Below are 19,681 nucleotides of genomic sequence, written 5' to 3'. Positions count from 1 at the left end.
TCCGCACCGCGATCCGGTAGGGGCAGACCTGCGTGTCTGCCCTCCCTCGCCGCGTCTCGGACGACCGCTCAGAACGACAGGCGCGGGTGCTGACCGCTGTTCATCGCGCCCGCCGGCAATCCCGCGCACGCCGCGCGCAACTCCTTCGCCTGCGCGCGCACCGCACCACGTGCACGGCCGCGCGCGAGGCTCCACGACCGCCAGTCGGCCTCCGTCGCGGGGCCCCAGCGGCGCAGGATGCGGGTGGCGGCGGCGCAGCGCTCGGCAGGGGTGGCGCGCGGAAGGGCGGCGAGGAGGCCCGGCACGGCGTCGGCGCTGAGGCCGGCGGCGTAGCGGGCGTCGAAGGGGCGCTCGGCGACGACGCGCGCGGCGTTGGTGTGCACGATGCGCGCATCGGGGTTGAAGGCGTGCAGGATCACCAGCGCTTCCCCCGCCATCACCAGCGCGCCAAAGGTGAAGCGCTCGCGCCGCCCGCGCAGCACGGTGGCGCCGAACCAGGCGAACACCGCCGCCAGCCAGAGCATGAACGCCGTCGTGTACAGCCGCAGCTCCGTGAGGCCGAACGCGGCCTGGTAGAGCCGCATGCGGTGCATGGCCGAAGCCATGATCACGAAGAGCAGCGCCACCTGAACCCCCGCCAGCCACCGAAAGGCACGCTCGTGCCGCGGCTCGCTCCGGCGCATGGCGGCGTGCAGCCCCAGCAGCAGCGGAAGCACCAGCCCGGCCACCGTCACGAGCTCAAAGAAGCCGCGCCGCGCGTACTGCGCATGCGACACCTCGGCCGACGGCGACGAGCCGAACAGGTACGGAAGCTGGACGACGACGAAGGAGAGAAAGAGCGCGTTCAGCAGCCCCAGCACCGTCGCCACCTCCACCACGCCCAGGAACGGCCCGGGCACCTTGAGCTCCTCCGCCTCCGCGCGCTCATCGCCGAGCGAGAGAGTGCGCAGCACGCCCGCCGACACCCAGGTAACCGCGCAGGCGAGGAAGAGGTGCGACGCCAGGACGGCCCCATCGAGCCGGAAGACGCGGTTCATCATCCCCTCGAACGCAGCGTCGGCGGCGACGAGGAGGGCGGCAAAGATCCCCAGCAGCGGCAGCGCGATGGCCAGGCCCCGCAGCAGCGGGAGAAGGAAGCCGGCCCCGCGCCCGCGTGCCACCTCGCTCCAGCGCACGTCCTCGAACGCGAGCACGAACAGTCCCGCGACCGTCTCCAGCGTGCTGCGCGCGAAGCCAACCGCGTACCCCAGGATGCCGCCGGTGCGGAGCCGGGCGCCGCGTGCGCGGTGCATCGCCAGCGCCAGCACCAGGCCGAGCGCGGCGATGTCGAACGCCTTCAGGGTCGGCGAGTCGCGCCACGCCATGAGCACGGCGATCACCAGCGCCATCGGCACCCATGCGCGTCCGGCGGCGTTGAAGCCCGCCCAGCGGCGCAGCCCCACCGCGGCGGCGACCAGCGCCAGCGTCCAGAGCGTCAGGTTGATCCCCCACGGCGTGGCGCGGAGGAGTGCATCGCCCAGCGCGCCCATCGCCACCGCGCCGCCCAGCACCCCCAGCGCGTTGCGGGTGTTGATGCTCAGCGGCGCGGGTGCCTCCTGAACGCGGATGGCGGGCTCGTCCAGCGTCTCGTGCACGTTCATCGTGCTGCAATCCTTTCCGCGCGTTGCTCCGGCGCGGCCTGTGGATGGAAGAAGTCGTCCGTCACCGGTGCCGCGAGCGGGTGCAGCGGCGGAAATCGGGCGGCCGGCGAGCCGCCACAGCTGGGCGGCGTGCGCGAGGGCGAACACCAGCGCGACCGCCGCGACGGAAGGCGCGATGTAGTCGAGGCTGGTGGATCCGAGGACGTACATCGCAAATACGGCCACCATGACGGAGGTCGGCAGGAGGAGCACGGCGCCGAACGCGTGCGCGAGCCAGCCGCGGCCCTCCAGGCCGAGCGAAGCCAGGAGGCCCAGGTGGAGGACACCCGCAGCCAGGAGCCCGAGCGCGCCCGCGCCCAGCGTGAGGTGCGAAACCAAGCTCGCCGCACTCGCGCCGATCAGCGCCATCCGCGCGCGGCGGAAGTCGTTCGCCGACCACCAGCCGGGCATCACCGTCTCACCCCGCCGCGGCGGCCGGCACGCGGCCGAAGCGGCGCTCGCGGCGGTGGAACTCGGCGACGGCCTCGCCCAGGGCGCCGGCGTCGAAGTCGGGCCACATGCGCGGCGTGAAGTACAGCTCCGCGTAGGCGCACTCCCACAGCAGGAAGTCGCTCAGCCGCTGCTCGCCCCCCGTGCGGACGAGGAGGTCCACGTCCGGCGCGGGGGATTCGCCGCCGAGAGCGAGGGCGAAGTCGTCGCGGGTGGCGTCGGGGCCCAGGCGCGCGGCGGCGGCGAGGAGGGCGTCGCGTGAGGAGTAGTCGAGGGCGATGCGCAGGTGCATCCGCGTGCCATCCACCGTCGCGGCCTCGGCGCCGTCGATGGCGCGGCGCAGCGCCTCGGGGAGCCGGTCGCGGCGCCCGATGATGCTCATGCGGATGTCGTTCTCCACGCACCGCTGCGTCTCCGCCGCCAGGTACGAGCGAAAGAGCCGCATCAGCCCGCTCACCTCGCGAGAGGGGCGCCCCCAGTTGTCGGAGGAGAAGGCGTACAGCGTCAGCACCCCCACCCCCAGGTCGGGCGCCGCCTCCACGATGCGCCGCACCACTCGCGCGCCCTCGGTGTGCCCCGCCACCCGCGGCAGCCCGCGCGCGTTGGCCCACCGCCCGTTCCCGTCCATGATCACCGCCACGTGGATCCCCCTCATCCTCCCCTCCTCCTCTCGCGGGTACCGAGCGCGCCCAAAGCACTCTGCAATGTAAAGTGCACGGACGTAAAAAAAGGCCGTGCGGCGGTCAGCCGTCGCGCACGGCCTGGATCAGCGCCTCCATGTGGTCGAGGTACGCGGCCAGCGCGCGGCGCCCGGTCTCGGCCAGGCGGAACTCCGTGCGGGGGACGCGGCCCTCGAAGCTCTTGGTGCACTCCACGTACCCCGCCTCTTCCAGCTTGCGGGCGTGCACGCTGAGGTTGCCGTCGGTGAGGCTCAGCATGTCCTTGAGCTCGTTGAACGACAGCGACTGGTTGACGGCGAGCGCGCTGACGATCCCCAGGCGCACGCGCTCGTGGATCAGCCGGTCCAGCTCGGCCGCGCCGCTCTCCGCCCCGCCTACGACGGCGCGGAGGGAGAAGTCCTGGTTGTCGCGCGTGTCGCGCTTCGCCTCAGCCACCGTACCTCCGCGCGATCAGAGTGCCAAAGAACATGTGCAGCCCGCCGAAGCCGAGCGCCATGTACGCATCGCCCCACGCCGCCGGCGAAAAGAGCGCGGCGGTGCCCAGCGCCATGAAGGTGAGCCCCATCACCGGCACCACCGGCACCGAGAACGCGCCGGCCGTCAGGATCCCCACGCCGAAGAGGAGGAGCCACACCCCCGGCAGCACGGCCACGCTCCCGGTGTTGAAGAGCACCACGGTGAGCACCGCGCCCGCCACCAGCGGCGGCGCCAGCGACAGGGTGAACTTGCGCCCCGGGCCGGTGAGGAGCGGCATCTTGGCGGCGCGCGCCTTCATCGCCGTGGTCAGCACCCCGATGGCGACCGACACCACGGCGGCCACGCACCAGGTGGCGAGCCACAGCCGCGGCGAACCCTGCGCCGAGGCGAGCCACGCCGCCAGGAAGCCGGTCACGCCGATCACCACCTGCCCCCACCCGCTGACGGCCGTGAAGCTCCCCGCCCGCTCCATCGTCTCGCGGATGAAGCGGAGGTTCTCCATCGCTTTCGCGTGCAGCTCGAGCGAGGGCTCCTCGTCGGGCGTCTCTTCGCGGCGGATCGGGTGGATGGTTGCCATGGTTTCAAGATGCACGGGTTCGGCGCGCCAGTCAAGTGCTTTGCGATGTAAAGCACGAAGTGTGCCGGGTCAGGAGAAAAGCCTCACACAGAGAACACAGAGGGAACTGCAAGCCACAGAGAACTTCCTTTGTTCTTCTCTCTGTGTCTCTGTGTCTCTGTGTGAGCCCCGCTGTTTTCCTCAGGAGCGGCGCCAGGACGGAGGCGCGGCCGTCGATGGCCGGGTTGGGGCGCAGGCGCAGGATGGTGGTGATGAGCGGGTAGAGGTGCACGTTCTCGAAGGCGGGGACGCGCGTCCGCTGGCGAAAGGCGGGGCCCGCGGCGGCGAAGAAGGCGTGCATCGAAGGCGTCGCCGGGTCGTAGCCGTGGTTCGCGTCGTCGTTGCCCCACCCGGGGCGGCGGGCGGCGATCAGGTCGGGGGCCGGCATCTCCACCAGCAGGTCGCCCGCGCGCGGGGAGGCGGAGAGGTGGTAGCGCGCGGGGATCTCGGCGCGCCGGTAGACGCCCGCGCCGGGGAGTCCCCTGCGGAGCGCCGTGCGCGCCCGCTCCAGCGCGGCCGTGTCGCCGTCGAAGAAGAGCGACGTCGTGGGTCCGGTCCCCACCACCCGCACCCCCTCCAGCGGAATGTGGTCGGCGAGGAAGCGGGTGCGGCCGGCGCGCACGTCCTGGATCCCGTGGTCGGACACCAGCACCACGTTCACCTGCCGCGCGATGGGGAGCCCGTTGATCCCGTTCAGCAGCAGGTCCAGCACCGAGTCCACTCGCGTGACGGCCGCGCGCACCTCGGGCGAGCCCGGAGGATGGTGCCCCTCGTCCACCTCGGAGAGGTAGACGGCCACCAGGTGCGGCCGGCGCTCGGGGGGAAGGCGGAGCCACTTGAGCACCTGGTCCATGCGCGCCCCGCTCGGCACCGACTTGTCGTAGCGCGCGTGGTAAGTGGGAAGGATGCCCCCGATCGGCACCTGCGAGCCGGGCCAGTACAGCGCCGCGCTCAGCATCCCCTGCCGCTCGGCCGTCACCCAGAGCGGCTCGCCCCCATACCACTGCGGATTCAGCTCCGTCGCGGGGTCGCCGACCCTGAACGAGTCGCGGAGCACCGGGTCCCACATCTGGTTCCCCACCAGCCCGTGCGTGCCGGGGTACATCCCGGTGATGATGGAGTAGTGGTTGGGGAAGGTCTTGGAGGGGAAGACCGGCAGCATGTACGGCGCCGCCGCACCCTTGCGCCGGAACTGCGCGATGCGGGGCGCGGGCACCGTCTCCACGTAGTCCGGCCGGAACCCGTCGATGGAGACGAGCACCACGTACGGCTTCGCCTGCTGCGCGGGCGCGTTGCGGCGCTCCTCCTGCACCACCACGTCGGGAGTCTGGGCCGGCAGCGCCCGCGCGCCCGACAGCAGCGCCAGAGCGGCGAAGAAGAAGCGTGTACGAGACGGTGTCATCTCCCGGCCTCCATCAAGGGGCGATCCCCACGCTCACCAGCACCCCGGCCTCGGGCGAGAAGCGGGTGAGGCCGGCCACGCCCTCCACCCTGATCCACCTCCGCCTTCCGAACCGCACCCCCAGCCGCGCCTCGCCCAGCGACTCGTTGCCGCGGATCTCGCGGTGCCCGCTCCCCACCTGCTGCCCCGTGATCGTCAGTGAGGGGACGACGGGGAGCCGGTCGTACTCCGCGCGAACGATGTAGAGGATGAGGTCGTCCTGCTCGAAGTCGGGACGGCGCGTTGTGTTGATGGTCACGCCCGTCTCCGCCGCCAGCGATGCGCCGCCGCGCGCCGCCCGCGCCCCCACCAGCGCAAAGAAGTCGGTGGCGTCTCGGTCCAGCCCCACACGGTTGTCCGTCGTGGGGATGCGCGTGCCGAAGCGCAGGATCGCCAGCACGCGCGCGCGCTCCGGCGTGAGCCGCAGCAGCGTGGAGACACGGTAGTCGCCGGAATCCTGTCGCCCGGGCCCCGCCTCGGTGACGGACGGGTCGGCGTCGGCGAAGCGCTCCTCATCCTCGAAGAAGCGCCGCACGGTGCCGCCCGCCTCCAGCACCACCCGCCCCGTCCTCCACACCGCGCGGAAATTCCCCGCCTCCACCAGCGACCCCTCCGTCCCCGCCAGCGACGCGCGCTGCCCCCTGAACGCCCCGCCCCCCGCCTCCACCCACACCTCCGGCCCCTCCACGAACGCCCGCCACTCCGCCGGATCCAGCGGCCGCAGCTGCGCCCGCGCCGGGCCCGGCACCGCGAGCGCCAGCGCCGCGAGTATCCAAGCGTTAGGGACCTTCACGGAAGGAAAGGAGAGCATCAAGAGGCGATGTAACCGTGAATCGTGGCAAACAGTAGGTCGCAGTGTGGAGCTCTCCTTCGCACCTTTCGGGGATCGATCCGCGCGAGGAGCTCGAAGGCGTGACGAGTCTTGTGGTACTCGCCCTTTGAGGTGCCGCGCGTGGCACGTTTCAGGGCCGGCAGCAGATCGTTCTTCGGGATGTTCTCTACGTTTTGTGTGCGAGGGAGCGCGCCCGGTGCAAATCCCTGGTCGTAAAATCGAGCGAGGGTGTCCGGATCGGCGATCAGCCAGGCTTCCATCGCCTGAACCATCAGGTGAACCTGCTCATCCCTCGCAAATCCGAGCTTCCACCCACCCGCCGTGAGGTGCTGGCGGGGAGTCGCTTCGACCGGACCATCAGAATCGACCAACAGAAGGTTGAATGCGTTGGGGTGCTCGTTCCGGGCACGCAGGAACTTCTCGTATGTAGCCTCGCGAGAACCACACGCCACGATCTGCAAATCGTGTTCGTGGTCCCAGGCCTCAGGGCCGAGTTCGCTCAGGAACCGGCCGAACGCCCGCCGCATCAATGCCTTGCTTTCCTTGCTGCCGCCGCCCTCCACGTAGATGCGTGTCTCCTTCACCATCGGGTGCCCCCGATCTCTCCCATCCGCCAAACGTCACCCAGCGAATACTCCTCCAGCCACGTGGCGAGCTGCTCTTCGTTCAACCGACGCAGTGATGTCCCGCTCTTGCCAGACTCGCAAACGATGACGCTCTCCGGTACGTCCGACAGCGCGGAGACGAGGGCGTCGGAATGGGTCGTGACGATAAGCTGCGTCCGCTTGGACGCCTCCTTCAATAGCTCGGCGATCGTCGGGAGGATGTCGGGATGCAACCCGAGCTCCGGCTCCTCTATGCAGATCAGCTGGGGTGGCTCAGGATGACAAAGAATTGCGAGCAGGCTGAGATAGCGGAGCGTGCCGTCGGATAGCCGATACGCGGAGATCTGCTCTCCCCCGCGCTCCTCGACGTAGAGTTGGACGACTCCGCCCTGGATCTTCGTGATAATGCGCTCTGCCGCCTCGTGCACGTGCCGGAGGTACTTCTCGACCGTTCCGCGGGTATCCCGCCGCTGCACCAGATCGTGGAGCACCAGAACAAGGTTACTCGAATCCGGGAGCAGGAAGTCGACAGGCAGATCCGCGCCCTGTCCCATGCGCGCCAGGTTTCGGCGCCCGAAATTCCACTCCTGGAAAAGGGCGATTGATTCGAAGGACGCCGCCAGGTGGGAAAGTTCGGGGTACGCGACCGGGTCCTTGCGTTGAGCAAGGATAGATTGATTCGGCTTCAGATCCTGCCGGTTAATCTCAATCATCCTACGGCTGCCGCTCTCGGCATCGTAGGCAGCGATCAGGGCCCCCGCACGTCCAGAGTGGTACACGGCGGGGTAATCCGTCGTCGCGTTCGCTACATGGAATCTCGGGGATCCGATCTCCTCACCCACAAGTTCCAGCCGATAGTTTACCTGCTCGAATGCCAATTCGTATCTGAGGTTCTGCTCCGCTCCCAGTTTCAAGAATTGAGGGTAGTCCACGAAGGTCTGGATACGGGCGACTCCAGACGAGCCGGCTCCGCGACGGATGTACTCCCCGATCCCGCCGCGTTCCCGGAAATACGCCGCCAAGTCCACGGGCGCGGCACGCAATGCCCCCAGCGCCTCAAGAAGATTGGACTTACCGGAGGCATTCGGGCCGATCAGGACGTTGAGCGGCTGAAGGTCGATCTCCACCCCGGCGCTTCCGTATGAGAGGAAGTCCGTGAGCTTCAACCGGTGGATGAGCCGTTTGCCTTCCATGATCCTTCCGGCCTGGGAGATCGCTGGGGTGCCGTTCGTATCTCTAAAGGATACATCCCTGCGTTGCCCGCCCGCAAACCGCACGCAAGGCGCGAAGCTAGTAAAGCCTCGCGCCTGTCTCGTACGTCTTCGCGGTCTGTGGGTAAGCCGTGCCGTCGTGCAGGCCGTAACGTCTACGCGATGCCCACGGCGTCGTACGCGGCCGCGATGGCGGCGAGCTTCGCCTGCTGCGCCGCGGCATCGGCGCGGTAGTAGGTAGTGGCGATGTTCAGGAGCGCACGGCGGCAGTCCGAGAACTTCGCCAGCGGGGCGAGCCGCGTGAGCGTCAGGTAGTAGAGCCGCGCCAGCTCTTCGGGGGTGAAGACCGGGCTGCCGTCCGCACCCTTTGCGGTGATCAGGTTGTAGGCGGCGCGGTTGTGGATCCCGCTGTTCACGTGAACACCCCCGTCGTCCTGCAGCGTCTTCACGAACTCGTTCATGTGCGCCGGCTGGCCCGGCCCCTTGGGCCAGAGCGGCTTCCCCAGGCCTGGATCGGCCAGGCTGCGCAGCGGCGTTCCGGGCTCCTTCCATCCGGACCCGATCGACCAGTCCCACTCCGCCACCGGGGTCTGGGTGCCCAGGAACCAGTTGCGCACCATCACCGCGAAGATGTCGCTGAACGACTCGTTGAGCGCTCCGCTCTGGTTCACGAGCCTGAGCCCCGCCGTGTGCTGCGTCACGCCGTGCGTAAGCTCGTGCACGATGATGTCCACGTAGCGCGCGGTGCTGCGGTTCCCCCCCTCCACGGGTATCTGCCCGTACCACATGCGGTTCTCCGCCCACATGGCGTTGCGCCAGATGGGCGAGGGCTCCTTGTTCTCCCTGCTCACGTAGCAGTTGACCACCGACTCCAGCTTCATCCCCTTGTCGTCGATCCCCTGGTGCTTGAGCACGCCGTTGAAGAAGTCGAACACCTGGGTGGCGTGGTAGTGCGCGGAGACCGCGGCCGGCGAGGCGTCGCCGAACTCCGGCGTGGGGTTGCTCACCGGCACCTGGGGGAACGGGGGCGCCTGGCTGACGTCCGCGAACTGGTAGTCGTAGGTGGTGATGTTGCGCCACGGGTCGTGCAGCTGCACCGTGCCGTCCGGCAGGGGGAGGCCGTCGAACTGGCGCACGACCCCGTCCACGTCCACGCCGCGGCAGGCGACCGGGACGTCGAAGTGCGCCGCGGCATTAAAGGAGATCACCAGCCCGCCGTCGTCGGCGTCCACCAGGCAGGTGCGCCGCGGCACGAAGGGGGACACGCTGCCGCAGCACTGCATCGCGTCGTCGGCGGCGGCGGGCGTCACGGCGACGCGGTCGAAGACGTACACCAGACGCCAGCGGCTTCCGCCCTCCTGCTCGTCCGCGTAGAAGTTGAGCTGCGGGGCGCCGGCCTCCGTCACCGCGGACAGATCCACCCCCAGGCGCTCCGCCAGCGCCTTGGCCGCCTGCTTCGGCCCGAGCGCCGGGAGCGGGTCCACGTCCGGCACGTCCGCCAGCGCCCCCTCCACGGACATCAGGGTGCGCTCGGTCCCCTTCACTTCCACGGTCGCCCGCGTGCCGAAGACGGGGATGGAGCGGGCCGTCTGCACGAACGACACGGTGTCCGTTTCCATCAGCACCTGCTCACGCTGGCGCTCCAGCTTCAGGTCCGGCACCAGCTCGGGCCGCTCCGGCGAGGTGATGGCGGCCAGGCGGTCGGACCCCTGCCCCTCCAGCAGCGCCTGCAGGTGGCCCCGCGCCGCCGCCTCCACGCTCAGCGGCGCGGGCTCGAAGGCGGGCGCGGCGGCATCCAGCGAAAAGACCGACACGCCGCCTACCGCCCCGGCCGCGGCCGCGGCGGCCTTTTCGAAGACGATCTGCGGAACCTGCAGCATCTCCGGCGCCACGGGTGCCACCCGGTCGCGCTGGGCGTTGAAGCTGATGGCGTTGAGCATCGGCGTGTGGGAGGGTGGGTGGAGCCGCCCGGGTCAGCGGGCGGGCGCGTGGTGGGGCGCCGGGGTCGTGCGGGCGTGCAGCGCGGAGTGGGCGTTTCCGCCCGCGAGCGCGGCGAGCAGGCACGCCCCCACCAGCGCCCCCGCCGCCAGCCGGGGAGACCGCCGCGTGCCGTAGCGGCCGTCGATCTGCACTCCGAACAGCACCACCATCACGGGAAGGCTGTGGGCGAAGGCGGCGCACACCACCATGATGGGGCCGCAGGTGGTGAGGCATCCCCACCCCGTGGTGCCGCCGTAGCGGGCGCAGCAGGCGTCCGCGCGCCAGCCGCGCGGCGCCAGCGGCACGGTGCGGCGGCAGCGGCGAAGGAGGTAGCTCTTGGCGGGTGCGAGCTCCCAGAGCGCCGCCCCGGACACCGCCGCGCCGGCCGCGACCGGCCACCCCGCCCAGGAGACCAGCGCGTGCATCGCGACAAGGATCAGCGCCCCGCACGCCGTCCACACCCCCAGGAACCCCGCCACGAACATCGCCATCGCGCGGTCGCGGCGGCGCCAAAGGCTGCCCAGCGCCACGAAGCGCAGCTCGGGCACGGCCAGCGGGAGCATCATGGCGGCGCCCATCGCGGCGGCGTGGCCGATCGTCCACGCCGCGCCGCCCCGGTGTACGCCCATCGCCGCGAGCGCCCCCCACGCCGCGGCCGAGATCGCCAGCGCCCACCACTCGGGGTGTCGCCACGCGCGGCGGCGCACCCCCTGCCATCCCCACGCCACCCGGCGGGGGGCGGAGAGTGCCGCCGCGTCAGGCATAGTAGACGCTTACCCGCCCCACGCGCAGGTCGCTTTCCCCGGTCCCGGAAGGGCGCACCGGCGTGAACGTCACCGCCACTTCGTCGGCCACCCACTCATCCTTTTCCAGAAGGAGGCGCGCCACCGGGGTGATGTCCAGCGTGAACGAGATCCCGCTTCCGCCGTGCTCGTCGGTGCGGTCCGACGCCTCGGCCACGCCGAAGGTGGTGATGCGGCCCGCGCTCAGCTCCGGGTGCGCGGCCGGATCGTCGCCCTGCGGTACGTTGACGTGCACCAGGTAGGTGGAGCTGGCGGGCTGCCGGCCGGTGACGTTCTCGATGCGCAGGTAGATCTTCGGCTCCACCCCCTCCTCCACGGCGGCGGCCATCGCCCCGGTGGGGGAGCTCACCGGCACGCGGGTGGAGGTGGTGCCCGCGGTGAGCGGCACGGAATGGTCGTTGGCGCCCACCATCTCGGGCGGGAAGTCGTGCGGCACGGCATCCTCCGGGGTGGGTGCGGCGGCCGTGAACACGCCGTTCCCGGCCGGGATGGCGGGAAGGTCGATGCTCGCGTACTGGTAGCCGAGCGGCTCCGCGGTGGTGTCCAGCACGTCGCGCACGCGCATCGCCACCGCGTGCTCACCCTGCCCCAGGTCGAACGACTGGTCCAGCCAGCGCGGCGTGTCCGGGTTGGAGGCGCCCGGCATGCCCGCGAGCCACGCCTCCCACAGGCGGTCGATGTTGGCGTGGTGCAGCCAGAACAGCGGGTCGAACCCCGCCGTGTTGAATGCGCCCATCCATCCGCCCACACCCATGTGGACGCTGCCGTGCGGCGCCTTTTCCAGCGTTCCCATCGACCCACCCATGGCCCCCGCTCCCGCATCGGTGCCGCCGAACCCGGTCGGAATCCCGTCGCTCGGTCCGGCGAAGAGGGCGGTCCTGAGCGAACCTCCCAGCTCCACCTCGTAGGGGTGAAGCTGATCGCCCTCGTTCACGTCCGTGTTGCGCTCGTCGGTGAAGAGCGGGTTGTCCTCGCCCGAGGGGAGGGTGCGCGCGCGGAACGCCGGGGGGATAGCGCGGCGGCCGGGCTTCTGGGGATCGCTGTAGTTCCAGTACGGGAGCGCCCAGTCGTCGGGCCCGCCGAGCTGCACGACGGCACCGCGCACCGCCTTTTCGAAGTAGTGCAGGTAGACGCGGTGCCAGGGGAGGAAGAACCAGTTCCAGTGCTCGCACCGGTTCCAGGTGGCGCCCTGCGGCCAGGCCGGCTCGCTCCCGGCGCCGTGGATCGCCGCCAGGTAGCGCCAGCAGGTGGGATCGGAGAAGTCGTCGCCGTCGCGGGCCCGAAGCTCGGCGACCCCGCGTGCGTACCACTCGAGCACCGGGTGCCACGGGTTCTCGTCGCTCAGATCCCAGACGTCCTGTCGTACGCGCATCGCCACCTCGGAGGGGGAAAGAGGGTAGAGGGGGTGGACGTGCAGAGGGAGACACCAAAAGGGGTGCGTCCACGTCTCCGCGCCTGGCACGGCCCCTGAGACGCCAATCTGACGCGGAATCTCCGTGAAGCAAGTGTCTTCTTTCAACTGCCGGCGCCGCGGCGCGTCTCCGCACCGCGCCGCTACCGGCCGGCGTCTGGAGAAGAGCGGGATCAGCGCGCCAGGCGGGGGAGCACCTCCGCCGCGCGACCCAGCACCTCGTCCGGCGTGCCGAGTGCGCGCTTGATTTCGACCTCGCGCTGCAGCGGGTTGCGAATGCGCCGCAGCTCGGCCACGCGGCGCGCGCCCAGGCGGCGGACGTGCCAGACGGGGCTGCTGGGCACCGGAAAGTCGCTTCCGTGCAGGGTGCGCGCGGCAAGCTCCGGGTCGGCGGCGAGGCGGCCGAGGGTGGCGGAGCGCGCCGGGTTGTTCATCCCCGAGTTGTCCGTCCAAAGGTGCGGGAACTCGGCCATCAGTGCGCGCAGCAGCGGCGTCTGGTCCGGGTCGCGGCGAAAGGGGACGGGCGCGGCCAGATGCGCCACGATCACCGGCACGCCTTCAGCCAGCGGCAAGCGGATCTTGGCCAGGTCCTTGAGCCCCGGGTCGACTTCGGCAAAGGTGTTCTCGCTGCCGCCGGAGTGGACGAGGAGGGGGAGCCCCGCGTCGGCCATGCGGCGGTAGAAGGGGCGGTGCGCGGGGTCGGCGGGATCGATCCCCTGCGTAGCGGGGAGCCACTTGAGAAGGACGGCGCCGTTCTCGATGCACTCTTCCAGCCGGTCCAGCGCGTCGCGGCGCGCGGGGTTGATGGAGGGGCCGGGGAGGAGCTCCGGGTGCTCGCGGCAGACGCGGAAGACCCAACCGGCGGGGATCACCATCTGCGACCGCGCCAGGTCCGGCTCTCCGCTCGCGTCGCAGACGGCGTCAAAGCCCAGGGCGACGGCGCGGTCCATCTCGCTGCCGCGTACGTGCGCGGCCAGACGAGCGGCCCACTCCGCGTCGCCGTCAGGGGCATCGGGGCGCATGCCGTGGATGCGGCCCAGCGCGCGGAACATGAAGCTGCGCCTGAACTTCGGCGATACCCAGCACCCGCTTCCGCCGGAGCCCACCCCCGCCAGGTGCGTGTGGACGTCGATCTTCACGCTGCCTCCAGCCACTCGGCCACCCGCGCCACGGTCCGTGGCTGGAACGGGACGCACCAGTGCGGCGCCCGCTCCAGCATCTCCAGCCGCGCGCCGGGGATGCGGCTCGCCAGGAGCTCACCCTGCACCGTCGGCACGATGCCGTCGGCGCGGCTGTAGACGAGGAGCACGGGGGTGCTGATCCGCTCCGCCGCATCGTCCAGACGCAGCCGCTCGAGCAGCGCCTGCACGCTGGCGACGTACCCGAACCCGCCCGCGGTACCGCGAAACGGAAACGCGCGCCGCTTCAACGGACCCACCGCCGGCACAACGCCCCACACACCGTAGTGCTCTCGCTGCGCCAGCGCCGCGCGCCCGAAGACGCCGCGCAGCTCCCCCAGCACCGCCCATCCGATCCGCAGGCGCACCGGCGCCGAAATGACCGCCGCGGACACGACCCGCTCCCACCCCGGCCGCGAAAGCGCGTGCAGAACGAGCGACCCGCCGAGACTGTGCCCCAGCAGGTGGAGCGGAAGGGGCGGCCCGCCGGCCTCCGCGTGCTCCGCCGCATCCGCGAGCGCGTCCTCGATCCGCTCCACGTCGAAGACGGTGGTGCTCTCCCGGCCGTGCCCATCCAGGTCGAACGCAAAGATCTCGAACCCCGCCCGCAGCAGCGGCTTGCAGAGGGCGTGGAGGGGATAGAGCGCATCGTTCCCCGCCCCGTGCGCCAGCAGGACGCGGCCTCGCGCCTCGCCCGCGGGCACCAGCCGGAACCCGCGCACCCGTCCGCCGGCGCGCGGGTAGCCGACCGTCTCCATGTGCGCGCCGGACGCGGCGAGCCATGCCTCCAGGCGTGCCGTCACCGCGCCGAACCGGCCTGGTGACGGTCGCCGCTCATCCAGCCAGTCGCCTCGGTGTCGGAGGGGGCGGTCTGGCCCTGGCGCGCGGCGGCATAGGCGTCGCGGCCAGACTGGCTCTGCGGGGTGTCCGGCGTGCCGAGCGGCTTGCCGTGCGGCGCCAGCTCGGACCCTACTTCGCCGGTGATCAGCCGCGCCGCGCGCTGCCAGGTGAGGTACGACCACGCCCACTGCGAGAAGACGGAGAAGCGGTTGCGGAAGCCGATCAGGAAGAGGATGTGGACGAGGAGCCATCCCAGCCACGCCAGCATCCCCGTGAGCTTCACCCGCCCGGCGTGCAGGACGGCCGCGTTGCGTCCCACGACCGCCATGCTCCCCTTGTCCTTGTACTTGAACGGCCGCCGCACGCCCCCTTCGATGCTGGCCACGATGTTGGACGCGGCGTGCCTCCCCATCTGCATCGCCACCTGCGCGACGCCGGGGAGGGGCTTGCCGTCGGCGCCGTTCAGGCTCGCCAGGTCACCGATGACGAAGACCTTGGGATAGCCGGGGATCGACAGCTCGGGGAGGATCTCCACGCGGCCCACGCGGTCGGTGGGGACGCCCAGCCGCTTTCCCAGCGGCGACGCGGTGACGCCCGCGCCCCAGATGACGTTGCGGGTGCGGATCGTCTCCTCGCCGACGCGGACGAGCTCGGGCTGCACGTCGGTGACGATGCTCCCCGTCCTCACCTCCACGCCGCGAAGCTGGAGCGCCTCGCGGGCATACGTGGACAGCTCCTCGGGATAGGCCGCCAGCAGCCGCGGCCCGCCCTCCAGCAGTACGATGCGCGCCTGGGACGGGTCGATGCGCCGGAAGTCGCGGGCGATGGAATGCCGCGCCGTGTCCGCCATCGCGCCCGCCATCTCCACCCCCGTCGCCCCGCCGCCGATGACGACGAAGGTGAGGAGGGCGCGCTGCTCCTCGGGATCCTCCTCGCGCTCGGCGGCTTCGAAGGCGAGGAGGTAGCGGCGGCGGATCTCGGTGGCGTCCTCCAGCGTCTTGAGGCCGGGGGCGAGCGGCTCCCACTCCGGGTGGCCGAAGTAGGCGTGCGTGGCGCCGGTGGCGAGGATCAGGTAGTCGTAGTCCATCCGCTCCCCGTCCGTGAACACGACCTGCTTACGCGCGAGGTCGAAGTCCTCCACCTCCGCCATCAGCACCTCGGTGGACCTCTGCCGGCGCAGCACCTGGCGGATGGGGGATGCGATGTCCGCGGGGGACAGGGTGGCGGTGGCGACCTGGTAGAGCAGCGGCTGGAAGATGTGGTGGTTGCGCCGGTCCACCACCGTCACGGTGACGGGCGCCCGGCGCAGCGCGCGCGCCGCCCACAGCCCTCCGAAGCCGCCCCCCACGATCACCACGTGCGGTACCCGCAGGATGCGTGTCGCCATTGTGTCTCTCCCCCAACAGGCTCGATGTAGGCCAGCCGTGCAGCCGTGCAGCCGTGCAGCCGTGCAGCCGCGTGGCTTCCACAAGTATGGGGCCGCGCGGCGCGCAGGGGCCAGGGCCGGGTGGCCGTTATCGGGTGGTGGGGGGCGGGGTGGGGGGAGGCGGGGTATTTGGATGTGGGGGGGAGCGCGAACGCAGGGGCACCGGGGCAGGGACCCCGGCACGCGCACCGGGGGCTAAAGCCCCCGGCTGGAACAACGCGAAGACCGCTGAAGCGGTCTGGTAGGCATTGGGCGGCCGGATCACATCCACGCATAAGGGGGGATATGCCAAGCGCGCATACGGAGTTGTACCTGCACATCGTCTGGGCCACGCACCGGCGGCACCCGATCATCACGCCGGAGCTGCAGCCGCGGATCTATGGCGCGATTGCCGACCAGTGCAGGAAGCTGAAGGCGGACATTCTCGCGATCGGCGGGATCGCGGACCACGCGCACGTGCTCCTCCGCACCCCACCGACGGTATCCGTCGCGGAGCTTGCCGGTCAGATGAAAGGCGCATCTTCGCACCTCGCGAATCAGCTAACCGGCCCGCGCTCCTTCAAATGGCAGGACGGCTACGGCGCGTTCACCATCTCCCGCTCCATCGTCCCCCGTGTCCGCGCCTACGTGCTCGACCAGGAGCGCCACCACCGCGACGGAACCCTGAGCCCCACCTTCGAGCTCACCAACCCGCCCCCACCCTGACCCCCGCGCCGCGCGAGACCGGTTCAGCGGTCTTCCCGTAGTTCCAGCCGGGGGATTTATCCCCCGGTTTTCGGCGCCCGGCTCCCGGTGTTTGGCGCCCGCCCCCCACACAAACCAGCCCCCCACACACAAACCAGCCCGCCCCCCATCCCGGGAAGCGGGCCGATCCACGATCCATTCCGTCCATCATCCATCCACGTCCACCCCCCTCCCTACCCCACCCTCACACCGGTACGGGCAGCAGCAGCCGGAACGAATTCCGCGCGCGGTTGAGGCGGCTCTTGACCGTGCCCACGGGGATGCCGATCTCCTCGGCGATCTCCTCGTAGGTGCGGTCCTCCACCTCGCGCATCACGAAGGGGATGCGGTGATGCTCGTCCATGCGGCCGATGGCGGTGTCGATGGCCTCGCGCAGCTCGCGGCGGTACGCCTCGCGCTCCGGGTTGTGGCCCGTGGCCGCGAACTCCACCGGCCGGGCCGGCGCACCCGAGGCCGAAACCTCCGGGCGCATCTCCGAGAACGTCGTCTCCCGGCGGCGCGAGCGGTTGCGGAACTCGTTCTTCAGCAGGTTGTTCGCGATCGTGTGGATCCACGTCGAGAACTTCCGGCTGGGATCGTAGCTCTCCCGCGCGCGGTGAATGCGAAGGAAAGTGTCCTGCGTAAGGTCCTCCACCCGCTCCTCGTCGTTGAGACGCTTGCGGAGGAAGCCCTGGATTCGCGGCTGGTAGCGCTCCATGAGGAGGCGGAAACCCTCCTCCTCGCCCTGCGTGTAGCGCTGGAAAAGGTCCTCGTCAGTCATCTCGCGCAGCGGCGCATCGCCGTGCGGAAGACGCATGGAAGGGCGCACACCCCGACTCCGGGAGTCGTCCTGGGCCGCGCCGAACTGCGCGGCGGCACTGGTGAGGTCGATGGCGGTTTTCATGACTTCAATATAAGGGAAAACCCCGCGCTTGTCGAGGTCGGTTCACCGCTGAACGAAACCGCAAGTGTTTGCACGAGCCGAATTTAACAGCCGCGTCAACCCCTCTGCGGGGCGCGGGCCCGGGTGCGGGCGTCGGCCACGTTCATCATCATGAACAGGATGGCGCCCAGCGAGAGCTGCAGGTAAAAGGTCAGGAGGCGCCACCCCCCGGTCGCGATCCCCACGATGCTGGCGGGCAGCAGCGCCGAGTACACCAGGTAGAACGCCGCCTCCGCCCCGCCCGCCGCCCCGGGCGTGGGGACGAAGAGCATCGCGGTGAAGATCACCCACTGCAGGAGGAAGAAGAGCACCGGGTCCACCTCCGCCCCCAGGAAGTACGCCACCGCCGTCGCCACCGAGTAGCGAGAGGACCACTGCACCGCCGTCACGCCGAAGGTCATGGCGAAGCGCAGCTTACCCCGCTCGCGCACCAGGGCGAACACGTTGCGGAAGTCCTCGCGCGTCTTGCGCGACCGCTGGCGCGTGCGGACCGCGCGGCGCAGGCTCCACCAGCGCACGCGGCGCCCCAGGAAGCCGCGCAGCGCACCCTGCCAGAGCGCGACCACCGCCACGATCGTCAGTACGACGACGGGGAGCACTCCGGATGCCTCGCCCCGCATCTCGCGCCCCATGCGGCGCAGCACGGGGAGCTCCCAGGCGCGGGACAGGATGAACGCCGTGGGCAGGGCGGTGGCGAAGAAGCAGAGGTCTTCCAGGTAGCCCAGCGTGACGATGGAGGCGGCCTCGCCCTTGGTGACCCCCTTCTGCACCATCATTCCCCAGCGGAACACCTCGCCGCCGGATGAGGTGGGGAAGACGGAGGAGGCGAGCTCGGCGCCCAGCGTGATGCGGAAGCAGTCGCGGAAGGTGAGCGGGTGGCCGATGAAGCGCGCCCACACCAGGATGCGGATCGTGTTGGTGATCCAGGGGAGGAGCGCCAGCACGATCCCCAGGTACAGGTAGCGCCGGTCCAGCTCGCCGAAGCGGCGGAAGACGCCGCGGTCCGTGGCCGCCCACGAGATCCACAGGTTGAACAGGACCCCAAAGGGCACCAGGATCATCGAGGTCCGGAAGACGCGGTTGAGGCCGCGCGACAGGCGGCTCTCCCCGGCTTCCTCCCCGGCGGTGCTCACCGCCCAGGCCCCCGCGCGATCACCCGCGCGTAGCTGTCGATCAGCCGTCCGTTGATGGCCGACCAGTCGCGCTCGCTTGCCGCCGCGCGCGCCGCGGCGCCCATCCTGCGCCGCTCGGCGGGGTCGTTCAGCAGCCGCTCCACCTGGTCTGCGAGGTCGGCGGGGTCGTTGGCGCGGGCGATGAAGCCGTTCTGCCCGGGCTCCACCTGGTCCGGCGGCCCGCCGCGGTCCACGACGACGGTGGGGAGGCCGCTGGCCTGCGCCTCCAGCACCACGTTGCCGAACGTCTCGGTGGTGGAGGGAAAGACGAAGACGTCGCCCGACGCGTACCAGCGGGCCAGCGCCTCGCCGGTCTGGTGGCCGGGGAAGAGGGCGTCGGGGAGGTCGGCCTGGAGCTGCTCGCGCATGGGCCCGTCGCCCACCAGCACCAGGCGGTGGCGGTTCCCGCGCTGGCGGAGGATGCGCTCCATCGCCACCAGGTCCGCCAGGTCCTTTTCGCGCACCAGCCGGCTCACCAGCAGGAGGACGGGGGTGTCGTCGCTCTCCGCGCCGGCCATGCGGCGCAGGCCGGGGTCGCGGAAAGCGGGGGAGAAGCGGTGCAGGTCGATGCCGCGCGACCAGAGCTCCGTGTTGTGGATTCCGTGGCTGGCGAGCTCGCGGATGATGCTGTGCGACGGGGCGTACACCACCTCGCACCTGCCGTAGAAGCGCCGCATCATCTTCCATCCCAGCTCTTCGAGCCCGCCGAAGCCGTAGAAGCGGAAGTACGATACGAAGTGCGTGTGGAACGACGACACCACCGGCACCCCGCGGCGGCGGCCGTACTTCTCCGCGCGCACGTTGATGGGGGTGGGGCTCACCACGTGGATCAGGTCAGGCTGGTACTCGTCGAGGCGGGCGGAGGCGCGGTGGCCGATGGGGGAGGCCAGCCGGTAGTCCTTGTAGAGCGGGAAGCGGATGTAGGGGATCAGGTGGACGCGGTGGCTCCACGAGATCTCCGGCCCGGGCTTGAAGGGCGAGAAGATGCGGAAGTCGACGCCCCGCTTCTCCAGCGTCCCGAAGAGCTGGGCCAGGGTGCGCGACACCCCGTCCACGTGGGGGAGAAGGCTTTCCGTGAAGTATGCGACCTTCATCCCGTTCCCGGTGCGGTCTCGCTGGGTGGCAGTGGGCGCAATCTACGGCGCCGCTGGCGCCTTTGACAGTGTCGTGCGAAGAACGGCAACAGCATGGCTCACGCGGAGGCGCGGAGACGC

General features: G+C 70.6%; 18 protein-coding genes. 1 reads left to right on the top strand and 17 read right to left on the bottom strand.

The window, feature by feature from the left end:
- Nucleotides 1-68: 68 nt before the first annotated feature.
- From VF647_00490 to VF647_00425, 14 genes are all read right to left on the bottom strand, one after another.
- A complete protein-coding gene (locus VF647_00490; GenBank protein HEX8450534.1) occupies nucleotides 69-2,090 on the bottom strand; it encodes a DUF4173 domain-containing protein in 2,022 nt (673 codons plus the stop codon).
- Nucleotides 2,091-2,097: 7 nt separating this feature from the next.
- Nucleotides 2,098-2,784: a di-trans,poly-cis-decaprenylcistransferase gene (locus tag VF647_00485; protein ID HEX8450533.1), complete on the bottom strand. Its 687-nt coding sequence runs from the start codon at nucleotides 2,782-2,784 to the stop codon at nucleotides 2,098-2,100.
- 88 nt (nucleotides 2,785-2,872) lie between these two features.
- A complete protein-coding gene (locus tag VF647_00480) occupies nucleotides 2,873-3,244 on the bottom strand; it encodes a transcriptional regulator (GenBank protein HEX8450532.1) in 372 nt (123 codons plus the stop codon).
- Nucleotides 3,237-3,863 carry a hypothetical protein gene (locus VF647_00475; GenBank protein HEX8450531.1) on the bottom strand — a complete coding sequence of 209 codons (627 nt, stop codon included), beginning with the start codon at nucleotides 3,861-3,863 and terminating at the stop codon, nucleotides 3,237-3,239. The genes VF647_00480 and VF647_00475 overlap by 8 nt, the downstream gene beginning before the upstream one ends.
- 31 nt (nucleotides 3,864-3,894) lie before the next feature.
- Nucleotides 3,895-5,304, bottom strand: a complete 1,410-nt coding sequence (locus VF647_00470) for an ectonucleotide pyrophosphatase/phosphodiesterase (protein HEX8450530.1) — start codon at nucleotides 5,302-5,304, stop codon at nucleotides 3,895-3,897.
- 13 nt (nucleotides 5,305-5,317) lie between these two features.
- Nucleotides 5,318-6,136: a hypothetical protein gene (locus tag VF647_00465; protein ID HEX8450529.1), complete on the bottom strand. Its 819-nt coding sequence runs from the start codon at nucleotides 6,134-6,136 to the stop codon at nucleotides 5,318-5,320.
- A gap of 17 nt (nucleotides 6,137-6,153) precedes the next feature.
- On the bottom strand, nucleotides 6,154-6,762 hold the full coding sequence (locus tag VF647_00460; protein ID HEX8450528.1) for a DUF4276 family protein: 609 nt from the start codon (nucleotides 6,760-6,762) through the stop codon (nucleotides 6,154-6,156).
- Nucleotides 6,756-7,973, bottom strand: a complete 1,218-nt coding sequence (locus tag VF647_00455) for an AAA family ATPase (GenBank protein ID HEX8450527.1) — start codon at nucleotides 7,971-7,973, stop codon at nucleotides 6,756-6,758. Before VF647_00455 ends, VF647_00460 begins: the two co-directional genes overlap by 7 nt.
- Nucleotides 7,974-8,146: 173 nt before the next feature.
- Complete coding sequence (locus tag VF647_00450) at nucleotides 8,147-9,931, bottom strand: M4 family metallopeptidase (GenBank protein HEX8450526.1); 1,785 nt, start codon at nucleotides 9,929-9,931, stop codon at nucleotides 8,147-8,149.
- Nucleotides 9,932-9,964: 33 nt separating this feature from the next.
- Complete coding sequence (locus VF647_00445) at nucleotides 9,965-10,735, bottom strand: DUF2182 domain-containing protein (GenBank protein ID HEX8450525.1); 771 nt, start codon at nucleotides 10,733-10,735, stop codon at nucleotides 9,965-9,967.
- Entirely contained in the window at nucleotides 10,728-12,146 is a 1,419-nt protein-coding gene (locus VF647_00440; GenBank protein HEX8450524.1) for a tyrosinase family protein, read from the bottom strand. Before VF647_00440 ends, VF647_00445 begins: the two co-directional genes overlap by 8 nt.
- 212 nt (nucleotides 12,147-12,358) lie before the next feature.
- Nucleotides 12,359-13,324, bottom strand: a complete 966-nt coding sequence (locus VF647_00435) for an amidohydrolase family protein (protein HEX8450523.1) — start codon at nucleotides 13,322-13,324, stop codon at nucleotides 12,359-12,361.
- The gene (locus tag VF647_00430; protein HEX8450522.1) at nucleotides 13,321-14,166 is read right to left on the bottom strand and encodes an alpha/beta fold hydrolase; all 846 of its coding nucleotides are present in this window, start codon (nucleotides 14,164-14,166) and stop codon (nucleotides 13,321-13,323) included. Before VF647_00430 ends, VF647_00435 begins: the two co-directional genes overlap by 4 nt.
- Nucleotides 14,163-15,590, bottom strand: coding sequence for an NAD(P)/FAD-dependent oxidoreductase (locus VF647_00425; protein HEX8450521.1), 1,428 nt, complete (start codon nucleotides 15,588-15,590; stop codon nucleotides 14,163-14,165). The genes VF647_00430 and VF647_00425 overlap by 4 nt, the downstream gene beginning before the upstream one ends.
- A gap of 324 nt (nucleotides 15,591-15,914) precedes the next feature.
- Here VF647_00425 and tnpA point away from each other — a divergent pair, with 324 nt between their 5' ends.
- On the top strand, nucleotides 15,915-16,334 hold the full coding sequence (tnpA, locus tag VF647_00420) for an IS200/IS605 family transposase (GenBank protein HEX8450520.1): 420 nt from the start codon (nucleotides 15,915-15,917) through the stop codon (nucleotides 16,332-16,334).
- 223 nt (nucleotides 16,335-16,557) lie between these two features.
- Here the strand turns inward: tnpA and VF647_00415 are convergent, their stop codons facing one another.
- From VF647_00415 to VF647_00405, 3 genes are all read right to left on the bottom strand, one after another.
- Entirely contained in the window at nucleotides 16,558-17,256 is a 699-nt protein-coding gene (locus VF647_00415) for a sigma-70 family RNA polymerase sigma factor (GenBank protein HEX8450519.1), read from the bottom strand.
- Between the two features lie 95 nt (nucleotides 17,257-17,351).
- Nucleotides 17,352-18,428 carry a lysylphosphatidylglycerol synthase transmembrane domain-containing protein gene (locus VF647_00410; GenBank protein ID HEX8450518.1) on the bottom strand — a complete coding sequence of 359 codons (1,077 nt, stop codon included), beginning with the start codon at nucleotides 18,426-18,428 and terminating at the stop codon, nucleotides 17,352-17,354.
- Nucleotides 18,425-19,561, bottom strand: a complete 1,137-nt coding sequence (locus tag VF647_00405) for a glycosyltransferase family 1 protein (GenBank protein HEX8450517.1) — start codon at nucleotides 19,559-19,561, stop codon at nucleotides 18,425-18,427. The genes VF647_00410 and VF647_00405 overlap by 4 nt, the downstream gene beginning before the upstream one ends.
- Nucleotides 19,562-19,681 lie beyond the last annotated feature (120 nt).

The organism is Longimicrobium sp., from assembly GCA_036387335.1.
GTDB lineage: Bacteria > Gemmatimonadota > Gemmatimonadetes > Longimicrobiales > Longimicrobiaceae > Longimicrobium.
The sequence above is the reverse complement of the archived record's forward strand: the minus strand, read 5'-3'. Positions and strand labels throughout refer to the sequence as shown.